This window comes from Sphaerisporangium viridialbum (assembly GCF_049674955.1).
Taxonomy (GTDB): Bacteria; Actinomycetota; Actinomycetes; order Streptosporangiales; family Streptosporangiaceae; genus Sphaerisporangium; species Sphaerisporangium viridialbum.
On sequence record NZ_CP187232.1, the window covers coordinates 9,520,657 to 9,544,834 of the forward strand.

Consider the following 24,178-nt stretch of genomic DNA (forward strand, 5'->3'; position numbering starts at 1 on the left):
GATCGTTCTCGACCATACCTGTGGCAAGGCTTGGCGCAACAGAGTCAATCACCAAACTACTTCTTGACGTTCGCTCTAAGCAGGACGTGACTTTTTCTTGCTCGCATTGCGTTAGTTGATAATTACACTACCCGCAAGGGCCTGTCAGAACTTCTATTACGACAGTCAGGCCGTTCCGGGCCCCCCGGGCACGCGAACGCCCACGCGTCCCAGGGACGCGTGGGCGTTGAGAGTGCGTGGGGGTCAGCCTCCGGCGACCGCGGGGATCACCGAGATCTGCGCTCCCTCAGGGGTCGCGGTGTCAAGTCCGTCCACGAAACGGACGTCCTCTTCTCCGACATACACGTTGACAAAACGCCGGATCTTGCCCGTTTCATCCAGAATGCGGGCACCGATTCCGGGGAAGTCGGACTCCAGCTTCTGCAACACCTCGCGAAGCGTCGCGCCTTCACCGTTCACCTCCGCGGCACCATCGGTGTACGTACGGAGAATCGTCGGAATCCGCACAGAAACGCTCATTTATCGTGACCTTTCAGGAGTTATCGGCGATAGCCGTGCGGAATGCGTCGAGTGAGGGCCGGATGACGGCGGTGGGCCTGGCCTTGGCGGAGACCGCGTCGAGGGTCTTCAGGCCGTCCCCGGTGTTGAGCACCACCGTCTCGGCGTCCGGGTCGAGGACGCCGTTCGTGACCAGCTTGCGGAGCACTCCCACGGTGACGCCGCCGGCGGTCTCACCGAAGATGCCCTCGGTGCGGGCCAGCAGGTGGATCGCGTCCACCACCTCGGCGTCGGTGACGTCCTCGACCGCTCCGCCCGTACGGCGGGCGATGTCGAGCACGTACGGCCCGTCGGCGGGGTTGCCGATGGCGAGCGACTTGGCGATGGTGTCGGGCTTCACCGGCTGGACGAAGTCGAGCCCGGCCTTGAAGGCGGACGACACCGGCGAGCACCCCTCGGCCTGCGCCCCGAAGATCTTGTAGGGCTTGTCCTCGACGAGCCCGAGCTTGATCAGTTCCTTGAAGCCCTTGTCGATCTTCGTGAGCTGCGACCCCGAGGCCACAGGGACGATGATCTGGTCGGGGATCCGCCAGCCGAGCTGCTCGGCGATCTCGTAGGAGAGCGTCTTGGAGCCCTCCCCGTAGTACGGCCGGAGGTTCACATTGACGAAGCCCCACTTGTCGCCCAGCGGGTCGCCGATGAGCTCCGAGCAGAAGCGGTTGACCTCGTCGTAGGTGCCCTCGATGCCGACGAGGCGCCCGCCGTACACCGAGGCCATGACGATCTTGGCCTCTTCGAGGTTCGACGGGATGAACACGCAGGAGTCCAGCCCCGCGCGTGCCGCGGCGGCGCCGACGGCGCCCGCGAGATTGCCTGTGGACGAGCACGACAGGGTGTGGAAGCCGAAGTTGCGCGCCGCCTCCAGGGCGATCGCGACGACCCGGTCCTTGAAGGAGTGGGTCGGGTTCCCGGAGTCGTCCTTGACGTGCAGGCTGCGGATGCCCAGCTCGCGGGCCAGGTTGTCGGCCCTGACGAGCTTGGTCCAGCCGGGCGCGAGGTTGGGCTTGGAGATGACGTCCGCGGGCACGGGGAGAAGCGCGCGGTATCGCCAGATGTTCTGCGGTCCGGATTCGATCTGCCCCCGGGTCACCGGCGAGGTGTGGCCGGCGTCGGGGGTGTCCCAGGTGTAGGCCACTTCGAGTGGCCCGAAACACTCGATACAGGCGAAGATCGGTCCGAGGTCGTAGCGAGTGCCACATTCGCGGCAGGAGAGCGCGACGGCGGGGCCGAAGTCGAGTGTGGTCGTTGTCTCAGCTGTTGCGAGCGCCATGAAGCGAGGCCTTTCCCTCATCTTCGCCCGGACCACCTTGATCACGGGCCGGAATTGGCACCTGTCCCGGCTGATCTCACTGGTCGGATGTCGCGCCGTATCGGAGACGCGTGTGACCACAGCCGGGAGGGTTGCCGGGGCTTCGCAGGGCCGGTCCCTCCACCCCTCTGGATGAGCAATATGAAGTTGTGATCCCGCCGATGTTACAGGCAGGACAAAAGAACTGTACCTTGCCCGCCTGCGGGCCCGGTTACTCGTCTCACCGATCGAGACGACCGCGTATCAACTTCGCACGATCGAAGTGCCCGCGCGCTGGGATCAGGACGACCACTTGTACGCGTCGCCGAGCGCGGCCTGCACGTACTTGCGGGCCTGGTGGATGCGCGACTTGGCGGTGCCGAGCGGGATGCCGAGCTGCTCGGCTACCTCGTTGTAGTCGAGCTGGCAGATATCGCGCAGCACCAGCGCCTGGGCCAGGTCGGGCTTGTCGGCCTCCAGGGCCTCCATGGCGTCGAGCAGGTCGAGCCGCGAGCCCGCGATGACGCTCACCCTGTGCGGGTCGGCGCGCATGTCGGGAAGCTCCTCGGAGGTCTGCTCGGCGCCCCGGCGCTTCAGCGTGCGGTAGGTCGTGCGCGCGCAGTTGGCGGTGACGATATGCAACCAGGTGGAAAAACGTGCCCGCCCTTCGAACCTTCCGATGTTGCGGGCGACGGCCAGCAACGTATCCTGGCAAGCCTCCTCCGCGTCCTGGTGGTAGGGCAGGAGCCTCGCGCAGTGGCGGAGCACGTCGGGCTCGATGCGGCGGAGGAGCTCTCCTAGGGAGCGGTGGTCACCTTGGGCGGCGGCGCGGGCCAGCTCTTCGGTCGTCTCGTCAAGCGCCATGCGGGGGCTCCCCTCGACCGTCTGCACTTTGCCTGGACCGGACCATCAGCCCATCTTATTGGGGGCGTTAAATTTTATTAATCTGCGGCCAGGTGCGCATCACAGCGGAGAAGTACGGCGAGGGACGACCGCCGCATGGCGGACGAGGAGTGGTGATGGGCGGATGAACACTGTTCTGCTGGCTTCCAACAGGGGCCCGGTGTCGTTCACACTTGCCGATGACGGTGCGCTGACCATGCGCCGCGGCGGAGGCGGCATGGTCTCCGGCCTCTCGGAGGTCGCCAAGGACACCGACGTGCTGTGGGTGTGCGCCGCGCTCTCCGACGGCGACCGCAGCGCCGTACGGCTCGCGCCGAGCGGGCGCCTCGACCAGGCCGGCTACGACACCGGGCCCGTGCGCATGCTCGACATCCCGCCCGCGACGTTCCACCGCGCGTACAACGCCGTGGCGAACTCCACGCTGTGGTTCGTCAACCACCTGCTCTACGACATCCCGAACTCCCCGCAGTTCGACATGCGGTTCCGCAGGGAGTGGGAGTCCTACCAGGACTACAACGCCGCGTTCGCCCTCGCCCTGGCCGAGGAGGCCGCGCACGGCGCCCGCGTGATGATCCAGGACTACCACCTGACCCTCGCCCCCGCGATGCTCCGGGTCGAACGGCCCGACCTGCGCATCGCCCACTTCTCCCACACCCCGTGGGCTCCCCCTGAGTACTTCTCGCTGCTGCCGGACGACATCTCCGCCGAGCTGCTGTCCGGCATCCTCGGCGCCGACCACGCCGGCTTCCTGGCCACACGCTGGGCCTCGGCGTTCATGGACTGCTGCGAGACCCTGCTCGGCGCCCAGGTCGACCGCGTCGAGCGCACCGTCGCCTACGAGGGCAGGACCACCCACATCGGCGTGCACGCCCTCGGCGTCGACGGCGACGCGCTCTGGGCCCGCGCGCTGGAGCCCGACGTCGAGTCGCACATGACCGCCCTCCGCGAGCGGGTGGGCGACCGCAAGCTCATCGTGCGCATCGACAGGACCGAGCTGTCGAAGAACATCGTCCGCGGCCTGTCGGCCTACAAGCAGTTCCTGACCGACCATCCCGAGTGGCACGGCAAGGTCGTGCACCTGGCCTTCGCCTACCCGTCGCGGCACGACCTGCCCGAGTACCGCGAGTACACCGCGGCCGTGCAGCGCTGCGCCAAGGAGATCGAGGACCTCTTCGGCGGCGAGGACTGGGACCCCCTGATCCTCAACGTGGACGACGACTACGCCCGCTCTCTCGCCGCCTACCGCATGGCCGACGTGCTCCTGGTGAACCCCATCCGCGACGGCATGAACCTCGTCGCCAAGGAGGGCCCGATCCTCGCGCCGCACTGCGCGCTGGTGCTGTCCAGGGAGGCGGGCGCCGCGGCCGAGCTCGGCGGCGACGCTCTCCTGGTCAACCCGTACGACGTCTCCGGCACGGCGAACGCCCTGCACGAAGCGCTGGTCCTTCCCGAGGAGGAGCGCGCGAAGCGCGGCACCCGGCTGCGCGCCGCCGCGACGGCGCTCCCTCCGAGCCGCTGGTTCGCCGACCAGCTCGCCGCCCTCGACCACTGAACCGCCCCCGGCCGAAGCCCGGTCCTGGAACCCACCCCCGGCCTCAGGACGCTACCGGTGACCCCCTGGAACAGCGGCTTTGCTGATGCCGGATTCCTTGCCCTCTGGGCACGTTCCCCGTGATTCGCCCGGTGGTACCTTCATGACGTTTCGAGTGTTCCGAGGCACGGGGGATCAGTGAGCTCGACCACGTCCGCACGACCGCGCGCCCGGCTCACCAGAGATCGCGCCACCTGGCTCATCTACCTCCAGCTCGCGACCTTCAGCACCTACCTGTACGGGCTGTCCGCCGCGCTCCCGCTGCTCCGCATCGACCAGGAGGTCTCCCAGGCCGTCGCGGGGCTGCACGGCACCTCCATGGCCGTCGGGGGCATCATCAGCGGCGTCGGCATGCCGCGCCTGGTCGCACGGGTGGGCAGGCGCGGGGCGACCTGGCTCGGCCTGCTGCTGATGGCCTGCGGCGTCGTGCTGGTCACGCTGACCACGGCACTGCCGGTCACCCTGCTCGGGTTCGGCCTGGCGAGCGGCGGCGGCTCCATCACGCTCTACCTGGGCATGTCCGTGCTGAGCGACCACCACAGGGCGGCCGGCCCCGCGGCCATCAACGAGGCGAACGCGGTGGGCGTCACCGTCGGCATCGGCGTGTCCTTCCTCATCAGCGTGCTCGCCGACACCGCGCTCGGCTGGCGGGCAGGCATCCTGATCACCCCGGTGGCGGCCCTGCTCCTGTTCGCGGTCATGGGCAGGGTGTGGGTGCCGGCCGCCCCGCCGGCCGACGACCACCAGGAGCAAGGCGCCGCCCTCGCGGCGGGCGCCCCGTTCGGCTGGCGCTTCCACGCCGCCTGCGGGGTGCTGTTCTGCCTGGTGGCCATGGAGTTCCTCTTCAACGTCTGGGCCGCCAGGCTGCTCGCGGACCAGACGGGCATGACCGCGGCGGCCGCGGCCACCGGGCTCACCGCGTTCACCGCCGGCCTCGCCGTGGGCAGGTTCGCGGCCGGACGTCTGGCCCTGCGGCTGGACCCGACCCGCATGCTGGCCGGCGCCCTCGTGGTGACCCTGAGCGGCTGGTCGGTCTTCTGGTTCAGCGGCCAGCCGGTGATCTCGTACGCGGGCCTGGTCCTGAGCGGGCTCGGCGTCGCGGTGCAGTTCCCGCTCAGCCTCGCCAGGGTCATCGCCATGTCCGGCGGGCGGGCGGCCGAGGGCAGCGCGGCGGCCTCCATCTGGGCCGGGGTGGCCGTCGGCATCGGGCCGTTCACGCTCGGCGCCCTCGCCGACGGCTTCGGCACCCGCACGGCGTTCCTGATGGTGCCGCTGCTGATAGTCCTGGCCGTCGCCGGCATCGCGCTCAGCTCCCGGCCGCCCGCGACGATCCCCGCCTGAGCGGCTCGGTCAGCCGTCGCGCGGGCTCCTCTCGTCCACCGCGTCGGCCAGCGCCGACAGCAGCGCGGCGACCCCGGCCGGGCCGTCGACGACCAGGTCCGCGCGCTCGGCGAGCGCGGTGACCTCCGTCGAGGCGCTGCACACCGTCACGCCCGGCAGCCCGGACAGCCGTACGGCCTCGAACGCGGCGAGGTCGCCGAGGTCGTCCCCGGCGAAGAGCACGGACCGCGCGAACCGCTCGGCCAGGAACCCTCCGAGCGCGTGCCCCTTGTCCATGCCGGCGGGACGCAGCTCCAGCACCAGCCGCCCCGGTTCGACCAGCATGCCGCTCTCCCCGGCCAGCTTCGCCAGCGGCTCGCGCAGTGCCAGGAGAGTGCCCTCCGGGTCAGGGGCCCTGCGGGTGTGGACGGCGACCGCCCTGCCCTTGTCCTCGATCGTCACCCCCGGTTCCGCCCCGTCGGTGACGGTGACGCCGAGGGAGGCCAGCAGACCGGGCAACCCGGCACGCACGCGCTCGACCCCCGGTGGCGGCGGCGGGGACGTCACCTGCCCGTCCTCCCAGCGTTCGAGCCCGTACTGGCCGAGCACCACCAGGCCCGGCACGTCCGCGAGGCCGGGCCCGCCGGGCACCTCGCCGTACGCGATGGCCGTGGCGGCCGGGCGTCCGGTGACGATCACCACGCCGCCCACCAGGCCGCCGAGGCGTACGAGCGCGGCGGCGGCGTGCGGGTCCACACGGGCGTCGGCGGGGTCCGGGACGATAGGGGCCAGCGTGCCGTCGAAGTCGAGACCGACGACCGCCCCGGCGGGATCGGCCTTGATGGCCGCCAGACCGGCGATATCCGGCAATACATCATGAGTCACGCGTGGAGCAGTACCCCAGGGATCACGGGCGCATGCCCAGACGGCGCGCCGCGCGCTCGCGCTGGCGGGAGGCGCGCAGCCGCCGCAGCCGCTTCACCGTCATCGGATCGTGGGCCATCGCCTCGGGGCGGTCGACCAACTGGCCGAGCAGCTGGTAGTAACGCGTCGAGGAGATGCCGAAGGTCTCGCGGATGGCCTGCTCCTTGGCGCCCGCGTGGCGCCACCACTGGCGCTCGAAGGCCAGCAGCTCGCGCTCGCGCTCGGTGAGCTCTCCGGGAGTGCGGGGGGCGGATGGTTCCTCGGGATCGCTGTCACCGTGCTCGGGTGCGGTGTCCATGCTGTCCTCCTCGGTCGGGCACGCGGGAGACGTGGCGGCGAGCCGGGCAGGGGAGAGCGGGAGACGAGCGAACGAGCGCCCGGGCGAGCGCGACCCTGAGCCACGACGCGCGCATGCGGCCCGTGGCAATGGTAGTCGGGAATTCGCGGCTGTTCATGACAGTTCGGGAGACGTACAGTCACCAGGTGTGACCTCAGTCATCACGCTTCTCACCGACTACGGTTTGGAAGACGGGTTCGTGGCGTCGTGCCACGGGGTGATCATCGGTATCACCCCGGAGGCGCGGATCATCGACGTCTGTCATCTGGTTCCGGCCGGGGACATCCGACGTGGTGCCGCGATCCTCGCCCAGACCTTGCCATACCTTCCGGCCGGCGTGCACATCGCCGCCGTCGACCCTGCCGCCGCGAGCGCCCGGCGCTCCATCGCCGTGGAGGCGGGCGGAAGGGTGTTCATCGGGCCGGACAACGGCCTGCTCTCGTGGGCCTTACTGGCCTCGGGCGGGGCCCGGGTCGCGTACGAGATAACCAACGAGGAGCTGTTCCTCACCCCGGTGTCGCCGACGTTCCACGGGCGTGACGTCTACGCGCCGGTCGCGGCGCATCTGTGCGCCGGGCGAAAGCCCGCAGACCTCGGCCCCGAGATCGGCCTCGACCGGCTGCTGTCGCTTCCCGCGCCCACCGCGCGGCTGGGAGAAGGCGCGGCCGAGGGCGAGGTGCTGTCGCTCGACCGCTACGGGAACGTGCAACTCTCCGTGACCGCCGACGACCTCGTGACCCTGGGCGTCCGCGTCGGGGACAGCCTCGCGGTTTCCATGGGCAGGCGCCAGATCACGGTGCCGTTCCGGGACACCTACGCCGCCGTGCCGCCGGGGAACCTCGTCGCGTTCACCGACTCGGCCGGGCTGGTGGCTCTCGCGGTCAACTCCGGCGACGCCGCCCAGCGTCTCGGCCTGCCCCCGGGCGCCCACGTACGGCTGGCGAGGGCGGGCGACGGGTGATCCCGTAGGGAGGCCATGGGTGCACCCATACGGGCGTGCGACGGGGTGACCCCGTAAGCGCGTACAGGCGTGACCCCCGTCAGCCCGTACGGGCGGGCTCGTATTTGAGCAAGCGCTTGTGTCATATTGGGGCGCATGGCTGTGCTCGCGATCGACGGCTGGTTCACCATCGAGGACGGTGTCACCCACCTGCTCGGCACCCGCTGTGCGGACTGTGGCACCGTGTCCTTCCCTCCCCGGGCCGGGTTCTGCCGCAACCCGCGCTGCGACGGCAGCTCGCCCGCCCCGGTGCGGCTGTCGCGAAGGGGCACGGTCTGGTCGTACACCAACGCGTGCTACCCGCCGCCCCCGCCCTACGCGGCGGCGGAGCCGTACACGCCGGTGACGCTCGCGGCCGTGGAGCTCGCGGCCGAGGGCATCGTGGTGCTCGGCCAGGTCACCCCGGACCTCACCGTGGAAGATCTGCGCGTCGGCATGGAGCTGGAGCTGACCAGCGGGCCGCTCGCCGACGGCCCGCTCGTGTGGATGTGGGGGCTCCCCGCCGCCGAGGCGGTCGCACCATGACACTGGTCGCCGGCGCCGGGATGCACCCCTGGGGCAAGTGGGGAAGGCCCTTCGTCGAGTACGGCGTCGCCGCCGCCCGCGCGGCGCTGGCGGACGCCGGCCTGCACTGGACCGACGTGCGGTTCCTGGTCGGCGCGGACACCATCAGGAACGGCTACCCCGGCTTCGTCGCGGGGTCGGCGTTCGCCCAGGCGCTCGGCTGGACGGGCGCGCGCGTCGCCTCCTGCTACGCCGCCTGCGCCTCGGGCGCCCACGCGCTGGAGATCGCGCGCACGCGCATCCTCGCCGGCCTGTGCGACGTCGCCCTGGTGGTCGGGGCGGACTCGACCCCGAAGGGGTTCTTCAAGCCCGTAGGAGGCGATCGCCCCGACGATCCGGACTGGCTCAGGTTCCGCCTGCTCGGGGCCACCAACCCCGCCTACTTCGCCCTGTACGCGCGCCGCCGTATGGCTCTCTACGGTTCCACAGCGGAGGACTTCGCGGCGGTGAAGGTGAAGAACGCCAGGGCCGGGGCGCTGAACCCCAACGCGCGCTACCGCGAGGCCGTGTCGGCGGAGCAGGTGCTGGCCTCGCCGATGGTCGCCGACCCGCTGCGCCTCATGGACATCTGCGCGACCTCCGACGGCGGCGCCGCCCTGGTGCTCGTCTCGGACTCCTTCGCCCGCCGTCGCGGGATCTCGGGCGTGCGCGTCGCGGCCGTCTCCACCGTGACACCGAGCTTCCCGAACACCGTGCTGGAGATGCCGGACTTCGCCACCGACTCGTCGGCCGCGGTGGCGCCGCCGGACCTGGCGTTCCGGCCGTCCATCGCCGCGGCGGCCTACGAGGAGGCGGGAGTGGGGCCGGGCGACCTCTCGCTCGCCGAGGTGTACGACCTTTCCACAGCGCTGGAACTCGACTGGTACGAGGACATCGGGCTCTGCGCGCGAGGCGAGGCGTCCGGGCTCCTACGCTCGGGGGAGACCGCGCTGGGCGGCAAGGTGCCGGTCAACCCCTCAGGCGGCCTGGCGTCGTTCGGCGAGGCCATCCCGGCGCAGGCGATCGCGCAGGTGTGCGAGCTGACCTGGCAGTTGCGCGGCAGGGCGGGTGCGCGCCAGGTGGAGGGCGCGCGGGTCGGCCTGGCCGTGAACCAAGGCCTTTTCGGTCACGGCTCCGCAATCGTCGCCATCAGCTGACCATTCACCACTTTTATCTACGTTATTCCCCTGGGTATCTCATAACGGTCACAGAGAGTCACCCGGCGCGGGACATAACGGAATTCAGGGGGTCTCGGTCCCCACGGCTCCGCGGCGGGCTTTCCACGGGGGGAACACCATGATTCGCCGTCTTCTGATCACGTCGGCCTGCGCCGCCATCGCCATCGTGGCTCCGGCCACCGCCGCTTCCGCGGCGGGATCCGTGCTGACCGGTGGCATCTGGGCGGAGGACGACGACACCGGCACCGGACTGGGGCTCGGCACCGGCCTCGGGCTGGGCAACGGCACCGGGACCGATGGTGACGCCGGCGGTGACGTGACCGCCGTCACCTCCGGGGATGTCAGCGTCGCGAGGGTGTCGGGAGACCTCGGTACCGGCCTGTCGGTGTGACGCGGGGTGTCCTGCGAGAGGGTCCTCCACGGGCGGCGGCCCGTGGAGGACCCGGCGCCTCAGGCGTCGGCGACCGCGTGGATGACGTCGTGCTCCTCCGCGAAGTGGCAGGCGCTCAGGTGCCCGCCCGCGCGGATCTCCAGCAGCGGCTCCTGCTCGGCGCAGATGTCCTGCGCCTTCCAGCACCGCGTGCGGAACCGGCAGCCCGACGGCGGATCGGCCGGCGAGGGCGGGTCACCCTGCAGGATGATCCGCTCGCGGCTCTCGCGCCCCTCGGGGTCAGGCACGGGCACGGCCGACAGCAGCGCCTGGGTGTACGGGTGCGCCGGCCGCTCGTAGATCGCGACGTCCTTGCCCAGCTCCACGATCTTGCCCAGGTACATCACCGCGACACGGTCGGAGATGTGCCGGACGACCGACAGGTCGTGGGCGATGAAGATGTAGGCCAGGTTGAACTCGTTCTGCAGCCGCTCCAGCAGGTTCATCACCTGGGCCTGGATCGACACGTCGAGCGCGGAGACCGGCTCGTCGCAGATGATGACCTCGGGCTGGAGCGCGAGCCCTCGGGCGATGCCGATGCGCTGCCGCTGGCCGCCCGAGAACTGGTGCGGGTAGCGGTTGATGTGCTCGGGGTTGAGGCCGACCACCTCCAGCAGATCCTGCACCTTCCTGCGGCGGTCGCCCTTGGGCGCCACGTCGGAGTGGATCTCGAACGGCTCGCCGACGATGTCGCCGACCGTCATGCGGGGGTTCAGCGAGGTGTACGGGTCCTGCATGACCATCTGGATGTTGCGGCGCATGCGCTTGAGCTCGCCGCCGTGCGCCTTGGCCATGTCGACGCCGTTGATCTTCACCTCGCCCGAGGTGGGCCGCTCAAGCGCCATTAGCAGCTTGGCCAGCGTGGACTTGCCACACCCCGACTCGCCCACGACGCCGAGCGTCTCGCCGCGGTGCAGGTCGAAGGAGACCCCGTCCACGGCCTTGATCGCGCCGATCTGGCGCTTGAGGATGATGCCCTGGCTCAGCGGAAAGTGCTTGACCAGGTCACGGACCTCAAGGATCCGTTCAGCCGACGGTGCCATCGAGGACCTCCCGGTAGTAGTGGCAGGCGCTCCCGCGCGTACCGCTGATCTCGTACAGCGGCGGCACGTCGGTCACGCAGTTGGGCCGGACGTACGGGCAGCGGGGGTGGAAGGCACAGCCCGAAGGCATGTTGAGCAGGTTGGGCGGTAGCCCCTTGATGGCGTAGAGCTCCTGGCCCTTCTGGTCCACCCTGGGGATCGAGTCCAGCAGGCCCTTGGAGTACGGGTGCGCCGGGTTCTTGTAGAGGTCGTGGACCGGGGCGTTCTCCACGATGCGCCCGCCGTACATGACCGCGATCTTGTCCGCGACGTCGGCCACCACGCCGAGGTCGTGGGTGATCAGGATCAGCCCCATGTTGCTCTCTCGCTGCAACTCGGCGAGCAGCTCCATGATCTGGGCCTGGACGGTCACGTCGAGCGCGGTGGTCGGCTCGTCCGCGATCAGGACCTCGGGGTCCAGCGCGATCGACATCGCGATCATGATGCGCTGGCGCATGCCGCCGGAGAACTGGTGGGGGTAGTCGTTCACGCGCTGCCTGGCGGCGGGGATGCGCACCCGGTCCATGAGCTCGACGGCCTTCTTCATGCCGTCTCGCTTGGACATGCCGCGGTGCACGCGGAACATCTCGCTGATCTGCCAGCCCACGGTGAACACCGGGTTCAGCGCCGAGAGCGCGTCCTGGAAGATCATCGCGATGCGCTGCCCGCGGATCTGGCCGCGGGCCTGGTCCGACAGCTTGAGCATGTCCGTGCCCCGGAAGCGGATCTCCCCATTGGGGATCCGGGCCGGCGGCATGTCGAGGATGCCCATGATGGCCTGCGCGGTCACCGACTTGCCCGAACCGGACTCGCCGAGGACCGCGAGGGACTCGCCGGCGTTGACCGTGTAGCTCACGCCGTTCACGGCCCTGACCAGGCCCTGCCGGGTGACGAACTCCACGTGCAGGTTGTCCACCGCGAGCAGGGGTTCGTGTCCCACTTCGTCCGACAGCGGGTGCGTGTCGACTGACGGGTTCTTCACGTTCGGTGCCCTCTCCTACCGCAGCTTCGGGTCAAGCGCGTCGCGAACCGCGTCACCCAGCATGACGACGCTGAGGATGATGAGGCTCAGGAACAGCGCGGGGAACAGCAGCGGCAGCGGCGCCTCCAGGAAGCGGTTGCGCGCGTCCGCGATCATCAGGCCCCAGGAGATCTGAGGGGACTGAATGCCCACGCCGAGGAAGGACAGGGCCGCCTCCGCGGCGATGAACGCCCCCAGGTTGATCGTGGAGACCACGATCACCGGCGCGATCGCGTTGGGCAGGATGTGCCGCATCATGATCCGTCCGGGACCGGCGCCGAGCGCGCGCGCCGCCACGACGTAGTCCTGGTGCTTGGCCGTGATGACCGACGCCCGCATGATGCGCAGGATCATCGGCCAGGCCAGCAGGGCGAGGGCGAGCACGACACTGGAGATACCCGCGTTGTCGCGTCCGATCACGGCCAGGATCAGCAGGGCGCCCAGGATGGAGGGGATCGCGAAGAAGATCTCGGCGACACGCGAGAGGATCACGTCGACCCAGCGGCCGTAGAAGCCCGCCAGCAGGCCGAGCGCGCCGCCGACCAGACCGGTCACCGCCGCGCTGACGATGCCGACGATGATCGAGACCCTGGCGCCGTGGATCACGCGGGAGTACACGTCACAGCCGAGGTTGTCCGTGCCGAACCAGTGCTCGCTGCTGATGCCCTTGCGGGCCTGCGCGAGGGAGCAGGTCGCCGGGTCCACGCCCACGGTGTCGAACAGGCCGGGGAACGCGGAGATGGCCATGAACAGCGCGATCATGACGGCGCCGATGATGAACACCGGGTTGCGCCGCAGGTCGTACCACGCGTCCGACCACAGGCTCGCGGGTCTCTTGCCCTTCGACGGCTTGACGGGCTGCGCCGGTTCGGTCGCCGGGAGAGTGTCGTTACTCATAGCGGATCCTGGGGTCGAGTACGGCGTACAGCAGGTCGACGATGAGGTTAGCCACGATGTAGATCAGGACCAGGACCGTGACGATGCCCACCACGACGGGGTTCTCCCGCAGGTAGACCGACTGGAACAGCTGCTGGCCGATGCCGGGCAGGTTGAAGATGGTCTCGGTGATCACCGCACCGCCCATCAGCGTGCCGAGGTCCGCGCCCAGGTAGGTCACCAGGGGGATCAGCGAGTTCCTCAACGCGTGCCGTCCCAGCACCCGTCGCCGCGGCATTCCCTTCGCGACGGCCGTGCGGATGTAGTCGGCGCGCAGCGTCTCCATGAGGCTCGTGCGCGTGAGCCGCGTGAGGTAGGCGATGGAGACCATGGCGAGGACGAAGCCCGGCAGCAGGTAGCTGCGGATGCCGTCCTGCACGCCGGCGACGGGGAAGAAGTCGATGCCAGTGGCGAGCTTCAGCTTGACGCCGAGCAGCAACTGGAGGACGAAGCCGCTGACCAGGGTGGGGATCGACACCATCAGCAGCGTGATGGCGAGGATGCCCTTGTCCTCCCACTTGCCGCGGCGCAGCGCCGCCCACAGGCCGAGGCCGACACCGATGACCGCCTCGAAGATGAGGGCGGTGATGGCCAGCTTGAAGGTGACCTGGAACTTGCCCTCGAAGATGGTGGATACGGGGAGCCCGCGGAAGGTGGTCCCGAAGTTGCCGGTCACGATGTCGCGGAGGTAGTAGCCGTACCGCACGAGGAGCGGCTCGTTGAGGTGGAACTGTTCTCTCATCGCCGCCGCGAAGACCGGGTCGACGCGTTTCTCGCCCGCCAGCGCCTGCAGGGGGTCACCCGGCAGCGCGTAGACGATGGCGAAGATGAGGAATGTGGTGCCCAGCAGCACAGGGATCGCCTGGAGCAGGCGCCTGATGACGTAGCGGCCCATTCAGTCTCCCGATCATTACAAAGGGCAGCCCGCCGCAACCAACTGGGCTGCCCTCGTGGGGTGGTCGCCCACTCCGGGTGGTTCAGGGTACCGAACCACCCGGAGTGGTTGACGTCAGGCCTTCTCTACGTTGAACAGGTCGATCCGCTCGAACGGGTCAATCTTGACGTTCTTCACGTGCTGCGAGTAAGCGCCGTTCGTCTGGTAGAAGTACACCGGGATGTACGGCAGTTCCTTGATGAGAAGGTCGTCCGCCTGCTGGTAGAACTTCACGCCCTCGTCCAGCGACTTGGCCGCGTCGCCCTGGGTCAGCAGGTCGTCGAACTCCTTGCTCTTGTAGCCCGAGTAGTTCGAGCTGCCGCCGGATCCGAAGATCGGACGCAGGTAGTTCTCCGGGGACGGGTAGTCCATGATCCACGCCATGCGGAAGGTGCCCTTCCACTTCTTGGCGCCCAGGTCGTCGAGGATGGTGGCGAACTTCTCCACCGGCTTCGGCGTCACCTCGGCACCAAGGTTGGTGCGGAGGTTGTTGGCGATGGCCTCGATCCACTCCTTGTGGCCGCCGTCACCGTTGTAGCCGATCTCGATGGTGCCCATCTTCGGGCCACCGGCCTGCTCGAACAGGGCCTTGGCCTTGGCGGGGTCGTAGGTGCACGCCTCGCCGCAGGCGCCCTGGCGGTAGCCGGAGACGACCGGGCTGATGAAGTCGTCGGCCGGGACGCGGGTGCCGGAGAAGACGGTCTCGGTGATCGTCTTGCGGTCGATCGCCATGGAGATCGCCTTGCGGACGTCCGCGTTCTGGGCGTAGTCGGCACCGGTCTTGATCGGGAAGCCGATGTAGCCGATACCGGAGGACGGCTGCTCGATGTAGCGGTCGCCGAACTCGCTCTTGGCCGTGGAGATGGCCTCGGCGGGCAGCTGGTCCATGATGTCCAGGTTGCCGGCGCGCAGGTCGTTGAAGGCCGTGTTGAGGTCGGTGTAGATCTTGAAGTCGACCGCCTCGATCTTGGCCTTGCCCTCCTTGAAGTCCTCGTTGCGGACCGTGGAGATGGTCTGGTCCGTGCCGCGCTTCCACGGCTTGGAGACCTTGAAGGGACCGTTGCCGATCGGGTTGCCGCCGAAGTCGGCCTTCAGCTTGTCGCCCTCGAAGGCGGCCTTGGGCAGCGGGTAGAACGCCGTGTAGCCCAGCATCGTCGGGAAGCCGGAGAACGGGTTCTTCAGCTCGACGGTGAAGGTCTTGTCGTCGACGACCTTCAGGCCACTCAGCGTGGTCGCGGTCGGCGTCTTGCCCTCGCCCGGGTTCAGCTCGTCGTAGCCGACGATGCTGCCGAAGAAGTAGTTGCCCTCCTGGGCGTTGGCGCCGTTGGCGGTGAAGTTCCAGGAGTCGACGAAGTTCTGGGCGACAACGGGCTCACCGTTGTGCCACTTGTACCCATCCTTGAGCTTGATCGTCCACGTCGTGGAGTCGGGCGACTCAATGGACTCGGCCACGCGGTTGAAGGGTTTCTTGTCCGCGTCGTAGTCAACGAGACCGACGAACAGCGCGTTCAGCACTTCAGCGCCGCTGGTCTCAGTGGTGTTGCCCGGAATCAGGTCGTGCTGGGGTTCAGCGATCTCGACCCTGACCGCCCCGGCGTTTCCGGCGGCGCTGGAGCTGGAGCCGGACGTGTCGCCGCTGCCGCCGCACGCCGCAACCGCAAGCGCGAGCAGCGCGGTCCCGGCGACGATCTGTGCGCCCTTGGTCACACGCATCGTGGATTAATCCTCCCTCTAAGGTGGGCGTTGGCACTGAACTGCGCATGTCGGGTGCGCCCTCCAAGGGATCTATCCCTGGACTTCGCGGACACGGTCAAATCAGTTGACGCCCTGCCAGTCGACCGTGAGCATCCCTCACTACTTCTCACCAGCGAGTCTCTGGCGCATTGCAGTTCGGTCACACGTGTCCCTCTTGGACGTCACACGCATACCAACTACGCTGTCAATAATGCCTTGATCAGGCACAAAGACGTCACTAAGGTACACATGACCTGGCAGTGGTCGCATCCTGGGACAGGCCGGGCATGCGCTTTCAACTCCCGGCCGACCTGCGACGACGCCGTGAGATAGCCTTGACCAGGGCCTGTGCTCTCATGAACCACAGTGGTCAAGTGGCACCGCAGGCATCTCATTCACCCGTATCCAATAGAGTCCATGCCATGAGTCAGCCGGAATCCGCTGTCGCGGACTCCCGGGCGGGCGACCGGGCGAGCGGCTCCTCCCCAAGTGGGAAGGAATCGCTGTCCGCGCTCGCCGAGCGCCACGGGTTGCGACGCGCCATCGCGCGTCCCAGTCTGCCCGTCTACCTGCGTCAATTGTGGGACAGACGGCACTTCGTCTTCACGTACGCCACGTCGCGTAACGTCTCGAAGTACTCCGACTCGGCACTCGGCCAGCTGTGGCAGGTGCTGACGCCGCTCCTGAACGCCGGGGTCTACTTCCTCATGTTCGGCGTGATCATGGGGCAGAAGGCGGACATCACTAACTACACCGCCTTCCTGATCACAGGCGTCTTCGTGTACTCGTACACGCAGCGGTCGGTCACCGGCGGCGCCAAGTCGATCTCCGGGAACCTCTCGCTGATCCGGGCGCTCCACTTCCCGAGGGCCGCGCTCCCTCTGGCGTACACCATCCAGGAGTTCCAGCAGCTGGCCATCTCGATGGGCGTGCTGGCCGTCATCGTGCTCGTCACGGGCGAGTCGCTGACCTGGCTGTGGCTGCTGGTCCCGTTCGCGCTGCTGCTCCAGACGATCTTCAACGTCGGGGTGAGCCTGCTCCTGGCGCGTGTCGGGGCGTTCGTCCGCGACATGAACCAACTGCTCCCGTTCATCCTGCGCACCTGGCTCTACACCTCGGGCGTCTTCTACAGCATCCCGGCCCGTATGAAGGGCGCCCCCGAATGGGCGCGCTTCCTGCTGGAGTTCAACCCTCCTTCGGTCTTCATCGATCTGATGCGCCACCTGATCCTCAGCACCTATCCCGAGGACCTCGCCAAGCATCATTTCCCCCACAGCAGCCTCCCCCAACTGTGGCTATACGCTGGCTTCTGGGCCGCGGTCGCGTTGATCGGCGGCTTCTGGTACTTCTGGCGGGCCGAGGAGAGGTATGGCCGTGGCTGAGCTGACCAAGGAGCTGTCACAGATGGCCCACCCGAACGAGGAGGCGGCGTCCCAGCCCGCAGCGGCACCGGTGGACGCGCCAGAGCCCGGCGCGCCGACGGTCATCGTCGACGGCCTCCACATCGTCTACCGCGTGTACGGCGCCGCCAGCGCGGCCGAGAAGGGCAACGCCGCGAACGCCCTCATGCGCATCATCCGGCGCCAGGGGCGGCCGCAGATGAAGGAGGTCCACGCCGTCAAGGGCGTCTCCTTCGTCGCCCGCCACGGCGACGCCATCGGCATCATCGGGCGCAACGGCTCCGGCAAGTCCACGCTGCTGCGGGCCATCGCCGGCCTGCTGCCGCCGCACAAGGGCTCGGTCTACACCGACGGCCAGCCCTCGCTGCTCGGCGTCAACGCCGCGCTGATGAAGGAGCTGACGGGCGAGCGCAACATCGTGCTCGGCTGCTACGCCATGGGCATGACCCCCGCCCAGGTCAGGGAGCGCTACGACGAGATCGTCGAGTTCTCCGGCATCGGCGAGTTCGTGCAGTTCCCGATGTCGACCTACTCCTCCGGCATGGGCGCCCGGCTCCGCTTCGCCATCGCCTCCGCCAAGGTCCACAACGTGCTCCTCATCGACGAGGCGCTCGCCACCGGCGACCGCGACTTCAAGCGCAAGAGCCAGGAGCGCATCCACCAGATGCGCGAGCAGGCCGGCACGGTGTTCCTGGTCGCCCACAACCTTGACGTCATCGAGGAGACCTGCAACCGCGTCATCTGGCTGCACAAGGGGCAGATCAAGATGGACGGCGACCCGGCGACGGTGCTCGCCGCCTACAACGCCTGATCGTCAGCCCGGGGATCAACGACGCTCTCCCGGGCCGCTGATCGTCTGACCCGCACGGCACGGGGCAAGATGGGGACGACCGAAATCGTCCTTCCATCGGAGGTCCATCGTGGCCAAGCAACCGCCGATTCCCTATGACTTCCTTCCCGAGGTCCCCTCGCTGACCGTCGAGAGCGACGACGTGAGCGACGGGCAGCGCATGTCGGACGACCACGTCTTCGACGACTGGGGCATGCAGGGGCGCAACCTGTCGCCTCACCTGCGCTGGTCCGGCGCGCCCGAGGGCACCAGGAGCTACGCCGTGACGTGCTTCGACCCCGACGCGCCGACCGGCAGCGGCTTCTGGCACTGGGTCCTGTTCGACATCCCCGCCGACGTGACCGAGCTCCCGACCGGCGCCGGCTCCGGCGACATGAAGGGGCTGCCCGAGGGCGCCGTCCACGGCCGCACCGACTACGGCACCCGCGCGTACGGGGGCGCCGCGCCGCCTCCCGGCACCCCGCACCGCTACCTGTTCGCCGTGCACGCGCTCGGGGTGGAGAAGCTCGGCCTCGAAGGCGACACGCCCTCGGCCGTCGTCGGCTTCAACATCACCGGCAACACCCTTGCCCGCGGCTACATCGCCCCCGTCTACGGGACCTGAGGCCGTTCCTGAGCCAGGGTGTCACTGGGCGGGCTAGACCGTACAGAAGTCCGAACACGCGGGGTGAATCTGCTGACACTTCGCACGGCGTTCCACTATGATTCGAACGAAGATTCGATCTGAGGGAAACCGTGATGGAGTGGGGGTGCGGGGTGCGAGAGCTGGCGAACGCGATCGATCACCTGTCCGCCGAGGACCCGTCGGACATTCCACGTGGCCTGCTCGCCGAGCAGCTCATCGAGCTGCACTGGCAGATGGCCCGCCTGCAGGCCCAGATCGCCCGCCGCACCTACGTGCGCGCTCCGGGCGCCTGACACCGAGTTCACCGTCCAACCGATATTCGCCCGATTCTTCGCCCACCGTTCGAACACCGGGCCGGCCGGCACTCCCGCCAGGGGGCGCCGGCCGGCCTTCCTCAGGCCGCTCAGCGGGCCACGAGGTCCTTCTCACCCAGCGTGGCGGGGTCGAAGGGGAAGCGGTCGGCGAAGGCCGGCCGCAGGTCGCTGATCCACACCGCTTCGGGGTCGTAGTCCGCGAAGAACGGCCGCCCCACCAGGTCGGGGTCACGGGCCTGGATCAGGTGGAGCACGAAGACCTTCCGGCCGGCCACCTCGGTGACGCCGTCGACGCACACCTTCCCCGGCGTCGACGACATCGAGGGCCCCCGCACTGTGCGGCAGAGCCCGGAGACCCGCGCGTAGGCGTCACGGAAGATCTCGTACGCCCGGGCCAGCGGCACCGCGAAGTAGTCCTGCGGGCCCGTGTCGCGCTCGACGAACATGTAGTAGGGCACCATGCCCAGTGCGTGCTGGGTGCGCCACATGTCCGCCCACGTGTCCGCGTCATCGTTGATCGACCGGATCAGCGGGGCCTGGGTCCTGATCACCGCGCCCGTGTCCCTGATCGCGCGCACGGCGGTCTGGACGAGCTGGGAGTCCATCTCCCGGGGGTGCGAGAAGTGCGCCATGAAGGCGAGGTTCTTGCCCGACTCCGCCACGGCGGAGAACAGGCGCAGCGTCTCCGCCGCGTCCGGGTCCGTCACGAAGCGCCCGGGCCAGTACGCGAGCGACTTGGTGCCGATGCGTATCGACTCGAGCTGCTCCAGCGCTAGCAGCGGCTCGACGTACCTCCTGAGCACCGGGCCGCTCATGATCATCGGGTCGCCGCCCGTGAACAGCACGCTGGTGACCTTGGGATGCTCGCGCAGGTACCTCACCAGGCCCTCGACGTCGTCCGAGGCCATCTTCAGGTCCGGCTCGCCGACGAACTGCGCCCAGCGGAAGCAGTATGTGCAGTACGCGTGGCAGGTCTGTCCCTGCTTGGGGAAGAAGAGAACGGTCTCCGGGTACTTGTGCTGCATGCCCGGCACCGGCTCGCTGCCGGCCCTCGGGATGTTGAGCTCCATCTGCCCCGCCGGGTGCGGGTTGAGCCTCATCCGCACCGCGTTCGCGGCCACCTGGACCTCCCGGGCCGGCGCCTCCGCGCGGAGCAGTCCGGCGATGCGCGACACATCTTCCTCGGGGAGCATGTTCTCCTGCGGGAACACCAACCGGTATATCGGGTCGTCGGGGATGTCCGACCAGTCGATCAGCTCGTCGACGACGTACGCGTTGGTGCGGAAGGGCAGCACGGACGCCACCGCCCTGATGCGCAGTCGCGTCTCCGCGTCGAACTCGGCCCGCTTCAGAAGATCGTCCAGGTGTTTGGCCGTGTAGGCCCGGAATCCTCGCGTACCGGTCTGTGTAAGGGTCACTCGAGATTTTTCCTCTCTTGTGTGCTCTCCGGTAAACCTGATGCGCCTGTCACGCGTCTATCGCTTTCTTTAACGGACGCGCCAGCGAGTCGGCTCGGTTCCGTGCGACCGAAAAGCCTTGGTAAAACCTTCCGCATATCGCGACATATCTTGAGTTGGGTTAGTCTGGCGTCGTGAGCTCCCTTACGCCTTTCGAGGCAGGCGACACAGCCTCGCGCGCAGCCGATACCGCGCAGCGCGCCTCCGACGCCGATCGTGATCGAGTGGCCGCCGTCATCGGCGAGGCGCTCGCCACCGGCCGTCTCACCAGCGTCGAGCACGCCGACCGGCTTGAGGCGACCTACTCAGCGGTTACCATCGGCGACCTGCTCCCGCTGACCCGCGACCTGCCCGAGGTCGGCGGCGCGCCCGCGTCGGCGTTCAGCGCCGAGCAGCAAGAGGTCACGGCGGTGTTCAGCAAGGTCATCCGGGGTGGCCGCTGGGTCGCAGGGCGCCACACCGTGCTGCGCTCGACCTTCGGAGCGCTGATCATCGACCTCTCCGACGCCGTGCTCCCGGGCCGCGAGGTCACCCTGGAGCTCAGCTCGTTCTGCGGGAAGCTCATCGTCCGCGTGCCCGGCAACGCGCGCGTGATCGACGAGGGCAGCGCGATCTTCTCCAAGCGCCACGTCTCCGGCGGCGAGCAGGGCGGCGACCCGAACGGCCCCCTCATCCGCGTGACGGGCAAGGCGATGTTCGGCAAGGTCGTGGTCTCGCGCGGGGCCGCCGACTGGCACTGGCCCTGGCGCGCACAGTAGTCCACCCGGCCACCTACGATGCGGGACACACACTCATTCCGTACGAGGTGACCGCTTGGACGGCATTCTGCCGATAGCCCTTGACGCCATGGGAGGCGACCATGCCCCTGGCGAGATCGTGGCGGGAGCCGTACGGGCCGTGCGGGAGCACGGGGTGCCCATCGTCCTCGTCGGCGCGCCCCCCGCCATCTCCGAGGCGCTCGCCGAGCTGGGGGCGACCGGGGAGATCCCCATCGTGCGCGCGGAGGAGACCCTCACCATGGACGAGGGCGCCCTCGCCAGCCTGCGCCGTCCCCGCTCCAGCATCGCCGTTGCCTGCCACCTCGTACGCCGCGGCGACGCGTCCGCTGTCGTGTCCGCAGGATCCACGGCCGGGGTGGTGGCGACGGGCAAGCTCCGCCTGCGGGCCCAGCAGGGCGTGCTCCGGCCGGCGATCGCCGTCCCCCTCCCGACCAGGCCCCATCCCACCGTGCTGCTGGACGCGGGCGCGACCGCCGACGTCAAGCCGGAGATCCTGGTGCAGTTCGCCCACCTCGGCGCGGCGTACGCCGAGACGGCCCTCGCCATCGAGCGGCCACGTGTGGGACTGCTCACGATCGGCGGGGAGGCCGAGAAGGGCAACAAGCTCGCCAAACGCGCCCACGAGCTCCTCTCCGCCTCCCCCGGCCTGAACTTCACGGGCAACGTCGAGGGCCACGACCTGCTGAACAGCGTGGTGGACGTCATCGTCACCGACGGATTCACCGGAAACGTCGCGCTCAAGACGATGGAGGGCAGCGTCCGCTACGCGTTCACCGAGCTGCGCGAGACGCTGGAGGGCGGCCGCCTGGCGCGGTTCGGGGCGCTCTTCCAGCGGGGGCGGCTGCGCGAGCTGCGCGGGCGGCTCGACCCCGAGGCATACGGCGGCGCGGTCCTGCTCGGCCTCAACGGCACCGTGGTCATCGCCCACGGCTCCTCGACGGCCAAGGGCGTCGCGGCGGCCTGCGTGCTCGCCTCGACCCTCGCCCGCCAGGGCACCGTCGGCCACGTCGGCGAGCGCATCGCGGCCACCCACAGGTCGCATCGCCTCTGGTGACGGTCATCCCCTGTCACCTGGGCCACACCCGCCCCGGGTGGCCGAAAATCCACGTTCGGTGCTGATGATCAGCAGATATCCTTGGGGCATGACCGACCCGCAGCTCGTGCTCACCGAGCGGGTCCAGCAAGCGCTGGGCACCGCGTTCGGCCCGGAGTACGCAGGCGCCGACCCGCTGATCCGGCCCTCTCAGTTCGCCGACTACCAGGCGAACGTGGCACTGAGCCTGGCCAAGCGGCTGCGACGAGCGCCACGGGAGGTCGCCCAGGCCATCGCCGACGCGCTCGGCACCGGCGACGTCTTCCAAAGCGTCGAGGTCAGCGGGCCCGGCTTCCTCAACATCACCCTGAACGACGGCTGGATCGCCGCCCAGGCCCTGCGCACCCTTGAGGACCCCCGCAGCGGCGTCGGGCTGACCACGCCCCCGCAGACCGTCATCGTCGACTACTCCGCGCCCAACGCCGCCAAGGAGATGCACGTCGGGCACCTCCGCACCACCATCGTCGGCGACTCGCTGGTCCGCATGCTCGAGCACCTCGGCAACCGCGTCGTCCGGCAGAACCACCTGGGCGACTGGGGCACGCCGTTCGGCATGCTCATCGAGCACCTGCTCGACATCGGCGAGGCCAACGCCATCGCCCGGCTGGAGGCCGGCGAGGGCAGCGAGTACTACCAGGAGGCGCGGGGCAAGTTCGACGCGGACGCGGCGTTCAAGGAGCGCTCGCGCCGGCGCGTGGCGACCCTCCAGGCCGAGGAGCCCGAGACGATCCGGCTCTGGCACCTGTTCATGGACGCCACGATCCGCTACTTCAACAAGGTCTACTCCACGCTGGGCGTCACGCTGACCGACAGCGACATCGCCGGCGAGAGCATGTACAACCCCATGCTCGTCGAGACCTGCGCCGACCTCGAGTCCTCCGGGGTAGCGGTGATGAGCGAGGGCGCGCTGTGCGTGTTCCCGCCCGGCTTCAAGGGCAGCGACGACAAGCCGCTGCCCCTGATCATCCGCAAGAGCGACGGCGGTTACGGCTACGCCACCACCGACCTCGCCGCCATCCGCTACCGCGTGCGCGACGTCAAGGCCGACCGCATCCTGTACGTCGTGGGCACCGACCAGGCGCTCCACTTCCAGATGGTCTTCGCCGCCGCGCGCCAGGCGGGCTGGCTGACCGACGACGTGTCCGCCGAGCACATCCAGATCGGCATGATGCTGGGCTCGGACGGCCGCAGGTTCAAGACCCGCTCCGGCCAGTCCGTCAAGCTCACAGACCTGCTCGACGAGGCCGTCGACCGCGCCTCGGCCACCATCGCCGAGCGCGGCTACGACGAGGCGACCCGCTCCGAGATCGCCCGCACGGTCGGCATGGGCGCCGTGAAGTACGCCGACCTGTCGGTCAGCCACGACAGCGAGTACATCTTCGACTACGACCGCATGCTGGCGTTCACCGGCAACACCGGGCCGTACATGCAGTACGCCACGGCCCGCATCCGCTCGATCTTCCGCAAGGGCGGCGTCGACCCGGCCGAGGTGACCGGGCCGATCATCCTGGGCGAGCCGGCCGAGCGCGATCTGGCGCTCCAGCTCCTGGGCTTCGGCGCCGTGATCGAACACGCCGCGGCGGCTGCCGAGCCGCACCGGGTCTGCGCCTACCTCTTCGAGACCGCGAGCGCGTTCACCACGTTCTACGAGAAGTGCCCGGTGCTGCGGGACGACGTCGCCCCGGAGACCAGGGCCTCGCGTCTGGCGCTGTGCGCGCTGAGCTTGCGCGTGCTGCAGACCGGTCTCAACCTCCTCGGCGTCCCTGTCCCCGACCGCATGTGACCACACTGGTCCGGCCGCTTTCGATCGCGGCCGGGCCAAGTTCCTCGCCCCCGTCGGCGTGCCTGCCGTACACCCTCGCGCCCAAAGAACTAACCTGG

The 24,178-nt window shown here is 69.0% G+C and carries 24 protein-coding genes and 1 riboswitch; of the genes, 13 read left to right on the forward strand and 11 right to left on the reverse strand.

Going from position 1 to position 24,178, the window contains the following annotated elements; genetic code table 11:
* Positions 1-243: 243 nt before the first annotated feature.
* The 3 genes from ACOZ38_RS42830 to ACOZ38_RS42840 all read right to left on the reverse strand — a co-directional run bounded on the left by ACOZ38_RS42830 (position 244) and on the right by ACOZ38_RS42840 (position 2,710).
* Positions 244-519: a MoaD/ThiS family protein gene (locus ACOZ38_RS42830; RefSeq protein ID WP_363913046.1), complete on the reverse strand. Its 276-nt coding sequence runs from the start codon at positions 517-519 to the stop codon at positions 244-246.
* A 13-nt stretch (positions 520-532) separates the two neighbouring features.
* A complete protein-coding gene (gene thrC / locus ACOZ38_RS42835) occupies positions 533-1,828 on the reverse strand; it encodes a threonine synthase (protein WP_405142280.1) in 1,296 nt (431 codons plus the stop codon).
* 14 nt (positions 1,829-1,842) lie between these two features.
* Positions 1,843-2,006, reverse strand: a riboswitch (SAM riboswitch).
* Positions 2,007-2,146: 140 nt separating this feature from the next.
* Complete coding sequence (locus ACOZ38_RS42840) at positions 2,147-2,710, reverse strand: RNA polymerase sigma factor (RefSeq protein ID WP_424536561.1); 564 nt, start codon at positions 2,708-2,710, stop codon at positions 2,147-2,149.
* Between the two features lie 163 nt (positions 2,711-2,873).
* Here ACOZ38_RS42840 and ACOZ38_RS42845 point away from each other — a divergent pair, with 163 nt between their 5' ends.
* Together ACOZ38_RS42845 and ACOZ38_RS42850 are read left to right on the forward strand one after the other, a co-directional pair.
* Positions 2,874-4,301 carry an alpha,alpha-trehalose-phosphate synthase (UDP-forming) gene (locus tag ACOZ38_RS42845; protein WP_405142283.1) on the forward strand — a complete coding sequence of 476 codons (1,428 nt, stop codon included), beginning with the start codon at positions 2,874-2,876 and terminating at the stop codon, positions 4,299-4,301.
* Between the two features lie 177 nt (positions 4,302-4,478).
* Entirely contained in the window at positions 4,479-5,681 is a 1,203-nt protein-coding gene (locus ACOZ38_RS42850) for an MFS transporter (protein WP_424536562.1), read from the forward strand.
* Positions 5,682-5,690: 9 nt separating this feature from the next.
* Here the strand turns inward: ACOZ38_RS42850 and otsB are convergent, their stop codons facing one another.
* A complete protein-coding gene (gene otsB, locus ACOZ38_RS42855; RefSeq protein ID WP_424536563.1) occupies positions 5,691-6,545 on the reverse strand; it encodes a trehalose-phosphatase in 855 nt (284 codons plus the stop codon).
* Positions 6,546-6,567: 22 nt separating this feature from the next.
* Positions 6,568-6,882, reverse strand: coding sequence for a DUF3263 domain-containing protein (locus ACOZ38_RS42860; protein ID WP_405142287.1), 315 nt, complete (start codon positions 6,880-6,882; stop codon positions 6,568-6,570).
* 187 nt (positions 6,883-7,069) lie between these two features.
* Here ACOZ38_RS42860 and ACOZ38_RS42865 point away from each other — a divergent pair, with 187 nt between their 5' ends.
* From ACOZ38_RS42865 to ACOZ38_RS42880, 4 genes are all read left to right on the forward strand, one after another.
* A complete protein-coding gene (locus ACOZ38_RS42865) occupies positions 7,070-7,882 on the forward strand; it encodes an SAM hydrolase/SAM-dependent halogenase family protein (RefSeq protein WP_424536564.1) in 813 nt (270 codons plus the stop codon).
* A gap of 135 nt (positions 7,883-8,017) precedes the next feature.
* Positions 8,018-8,446 carry a Zn-ribbon domain-containing OB-fold protein gene (locus ACOZ38_RS42870; RefSeq protein WP_424536565.1) on the forward strand — a complete coding sequence of 143 codons (429 nt, stop codon included), beginning with the start codon at positions 8,018-8,020 and terminating at the stop codon, positions 8,444-8,446.
* The gene (locus tag ACOZ38_RS42875; RefSeq protein ID WP_424536566.1) at positions 8,443-9,621 is read left to right on the forward strand and encodes a lipid-transfer protein; all 1,179 of its coding nucleotides are present in this window, start codon (positions 8,443-8,445) and stop codon (positions 9,619-9,621) included. The genes ACOZ38_RS42870 and ACOZ38_RS42875 overlap by 4 nt, the downstream gene beginning before the upstream one ends.
* 139 nt (positions 9,622-9,760) lie before the next feature.
* Entirely contained in the window at positions 9,761-10,033 is a 273-nt protein-coding gene (locus ACOZ38_RS42880) for a hypothetical protein (protein WP_424536567.1), read from the forward strand.
* Positions 10,034-10,092: 59 nt separating this feature from the next.
* Here ACOZ38_RS42880 and ACOZ38_RS42885 read toward each other — a convergent pair whose 3' ends face one another.
* The 5 genes from ACOZ38_RS42885 to ACOZ38_RS42905 all read right to left on the reverse strand — a co-directional run bounded on the left by ACOZ38_RS42885 (position 10,093) and on the right by ACOZ38_RS42905 (position 15,758).
* Positions 10,093-11,115, reverse strand: coding sequence for an ABC transporter ATP-binding protein (locus ACOZ38_RS42885; RefSeq protein ID WP_424536568.1), 1,023 nt, complete (start codon positions 11,113-11,115; stop codon positions 10,093-10,095).
* Positions 11,099-12,136: an ABC transporter ATP-binding protein gene (locus tag ACOZ38_RS42890; protein ID WP_424536569.1), complete on the reverse strand. Its 1,038-nt coding sequence runs from the start codon at positions 12,134-12,136 to the stop codon at positions 11,099-11,101. The genes ACOZ38_RS42885 and ACOZ38_RS42890 overlap by 17 nt, the downstream gene beginning before the upstream one ends.
* A gap of 15 nt (positions 12,137-12,151) precedes the next feature.
* Positions 12,152-13,072 carry an ABC transporter permease gene (locus ACOZ38_RS42895; RefSeq protein WP_424536570.1) on the reverse strand — a complete coding sequence of 307 codons (921 nt, stop codon included), beginning with the start codon at positions 13,070-13,072 and terminating at the stop codon, positions 12,152-12,154.
* Positions 13,065-14,006: an ABC transporter permease gene (locus ACOZ38_RS42900; protein WP_424536571.1), complete on the reverse strand. Its 942-nt coding sequence runs from the start codon at positions 14,004-14,006 to the stop codon at positions 13,065-13,067. The genes ACOZ38_RS42895 and ACOZ38_RS42900 overlap by 8 nt, the downstream gene beginning before the upstream one ends.
* Positions 14,007-14,120: 114 nt before the next feature.
* Positions 14,121-15,758 (reverse strand): peptide ABC transporter substrate-binding protein, encoded by a 1,638-nt coding sequence (locus ACOZ38_RS42905; protein WP_424536572.1) that lies wholly within the window; start codon positions 15,756-15,758, stop codon positions 14,121-14,123.
* A gap of 443 nt (positions 15,759-16,201) precedes the next feature.
* Between ACOZ38_RS42905 and ACOZ38_RS42910 the strand changes: the two genes are divergently transcribed.
* The 4 genes from ACOZ38_RS42910 (at position 16,202) to ACOZ38_RS42925 (ending at position 18,947) form a co-directional block, all read left to right on the forward strand.
* Complete coding sequence (locus ACOZ38_RS42910; protein WP_424536573.1) at positions 16,202-17,161, forward strand: ABC transporter permease; 960 nt, start codon at positions 16,202-16,204, stop codon at positions 17,159-17,161.
* Positions 17,148-17,990 (forward strand): ABC transporter ATP-binding protein, encoded by an 843-nt coding sequence (locus ACOZ38_RS42915; protein ID WP_405142306.1) that lies wholly within the window; start codon positions 17,148-17,150, stop codon positions 17,988-17,990. The genes ACOZ38_RS42910 and ACOZ38_RS42915 overlap by 14 nt, the downstream gene beginning before the upstream one ends.
* A 109-nt stretch (positions 17,991-18,099) precedes the next feature.
* Positions 18,100-18,633 (forward strand): YbhB/YbcL family Raf kinase inhibitor-like protein, encoded by a 534-nt coding sequence (locus tag ACOZ38_RS42920; protein ID WP_424536574.1) that lies wholly within the window; start codon positions 18,100-18,102, stop codon positions 18,631-18,633.
* 134 nt (positions 18,634-18,767) lie between these two features.
* Positions 18,768-18,947, forward strand: coding sequence for a hypothetical protein (locus ACOZ38_RS42925; protein WP_358558168.1), 180 nt, complete (start codon positions 18,768-18,770; stop codon positions 18,945-18,947).
* Positions 18,948-19,057: 110 nt separating this feature from the next.
* Here the strand turns inward: ACOZ38_RS42925 and ACOZ38_RS42930 are convergent, their stop codons facing one another.
* The gene (locus tag ACOZ38_RS42930) at positions 19,058-20,386 is read right to left on the reverse strand and encodes a KamA family radical SAM protein (RefSeq protein ID WP_424536575.1); all 1,329 of its coding nucleotides are present in this window, start codon (positions 20,384-20,386) and stop codon (positions 19,058-19,060) included.
* A gap of 173 nt (positions 20,387-20,559) precedes the next feature.
* Here ACOZ38_RS42930 and ACOZ38_RS42935 point away from each other — a divergent pair, with 173 nt between their 5' ends.
* The 3 genes from ACOZ38_RS42935 to argS all read left to right on the forward strand — a co-directional run bounded on the left by ACOZ38_RS42935 (position 20,560) and on the right by argS (position 24,080).
* Complete coding sequence (locus ACOZ38_RS42935) at positions 20,560-21,183, forward strand: DUF1707 SHOCT-like domain-containing protein (RefSeq protein WP_424536576.1); 624 nt, start codon at positions 20,560-20,562, stop codon at positions 21,181-21,183.
* Between the two features lie 55 nt (positions 21,184-21,238).
* A complete protein-coding gene (gene plsX, locus ACOZ38_RS42940; RefSeq protein ID WP_424536577.1) occupies positions 21,239-22,258 on the forward strand; it encodes a phosphate acyltransferase PlsX in 1,020 nt (339 codons plus the stop codon).
* A gap of 88 nt (positions 22,259-22,346) precedes the next feature.
* Positions 22,347-24,080 carry an arginine--tRNA ligase gene (gene argS, locus ACOZ38_RS42945; RefSeq protein ID WP_424536578.1) on the forward strand — a complete coding sequence of 578 codons (1,734 nt, stop codon included), beginning with the start codon at positions 22,347-22,349 and terminating at the stop codon, positions 24,078-24,080.
* Positions 24,081-24,178: the final 98 nt, after the last annotated feature.

What these genes read in the sequence shown, in the direction of transcription:
- ACOZ38_RS42830 (WP_363913046.1), bottom strand. Translation starts at nt 519, where the DNA reads ATGAGCGTTTCTGTGCGGATTCCGACGATTCTCCGTACGTACACCGAT.
- thrC (WP_405142280.1), bottom strand. Translation starts at nt 1,828, where the DNA reads ATGGCGCTCGCAACAGCTGAGACAACGACCACACTCGACTTCGGCCCC.
- ACOZ38_RS42840 (WP_424536561.1), bottom strand. Translation starts at nt 2,710, where the DNA reads ATGGCGCTTGACGAGACGACCGAAGAGCTGGCCCGCGCCGCCGCCCAA.
- ACOZ38_RS42845 (WP_405142283.1), top strand. Translation starts at nt 2,874, where the DNA reads ATGAACACTGTTCTGCTGGCTTCCAACAGGGGCCCGGTGTCGTTCACA.
- ACOZ38_RS42860 (WP_405142287.1), bottom strand. Translation starts at nt 6,882, where the DNA reads ATGGACACCGCACCCGAGCACGGTGACAGCGATCCCGAGGAACCATCC.
- ACOZ38_RS42870 (WP_424536565.1), top strand. Translation starts at nt 8,018, where the DNA reads ATGGCTGTGCTCGCGATCGACGGCTGGTTCACCATCGAGGACGGTGTC.
- ACOZ38_RS42875 (WP_424536566.1), top strand. Translation starts at nt 8,443, where the DNA reads ATGACACTGGTCGCCGGCGCCGGGATGCACCCCTGGGGCAAGTGGGGA.
- ACOZ38_RS42880 (WP_424536567.1), top strand. Translation starts at nt 9,761, where the DNA reads ATGATTCGCCGTCTTCTGATCACGTCGGCCTGCGCCGCCATCGCCATC.
- ACOZ38_RS42885 (WP_424536568.1), bottom strand. Translation starts at nt 11,115, where the DNA reads ATGGCACCGTCGGCTGAACGGATCCTTGAGGTCCGTGACCTGGTCAAG.
- ACOZ38_RS42895 (WP_424536570.1), bottom strand. Translation starts at nt 13,072, where the DNA reads ATGAGTAACGACACTCTCCCGGCGACCGAACCGGCGCAGCCCGTCAAG.
- ACOZ38_RS42900 (WP_424536571.1), bottom strand. Translation starts at nt 14,006, where the DNA reads ATGGGCCGCTACGTCATCAGGCGCCTGCTCCAGGCGATCCCTGTGCTG.
- ACOZ38_RS42905 (WP_424536572.1), bottom strand. Translation starts at nt 15,758, where the DNA reads ATGCGTGTGACCAAGGGCGCACAGATCGTCGCCGGGACCGCGCTGCTC.
- ACOZ38_RS42910 (WP_424536573.1), top strand. Translation starts at nt 16,202, where the DNA reads ATGAGTCAGCCGGAATCCGCTGTCGCGGACTCCCGGGCGGGCGACCGG.
- ACOZ38_RS42915 (WP_405142306.1), top strand. Translation starts at nt 17,148, where the DNA reads ATGGCCGTGGCTGAGCTGACCAAGGAGCTGTCACAGATGGCCCACCCG.
- ACOZ38_RS42925 (WP_358558168.1), top strand. Translation starts at nt 18,768, where the DNA reads ATGGAGTGGGGGTGCGGGGTGCGAGAGCTGGCGAACGCGATCGATCAC.
- argS (WP_424536578.1), top strand. Translation starts at nt 22,347, where the DNA reads ATGACCGACCCGCAGCTCGTGCTCACCGAGCGGGTCCAGCAAGCGCTG.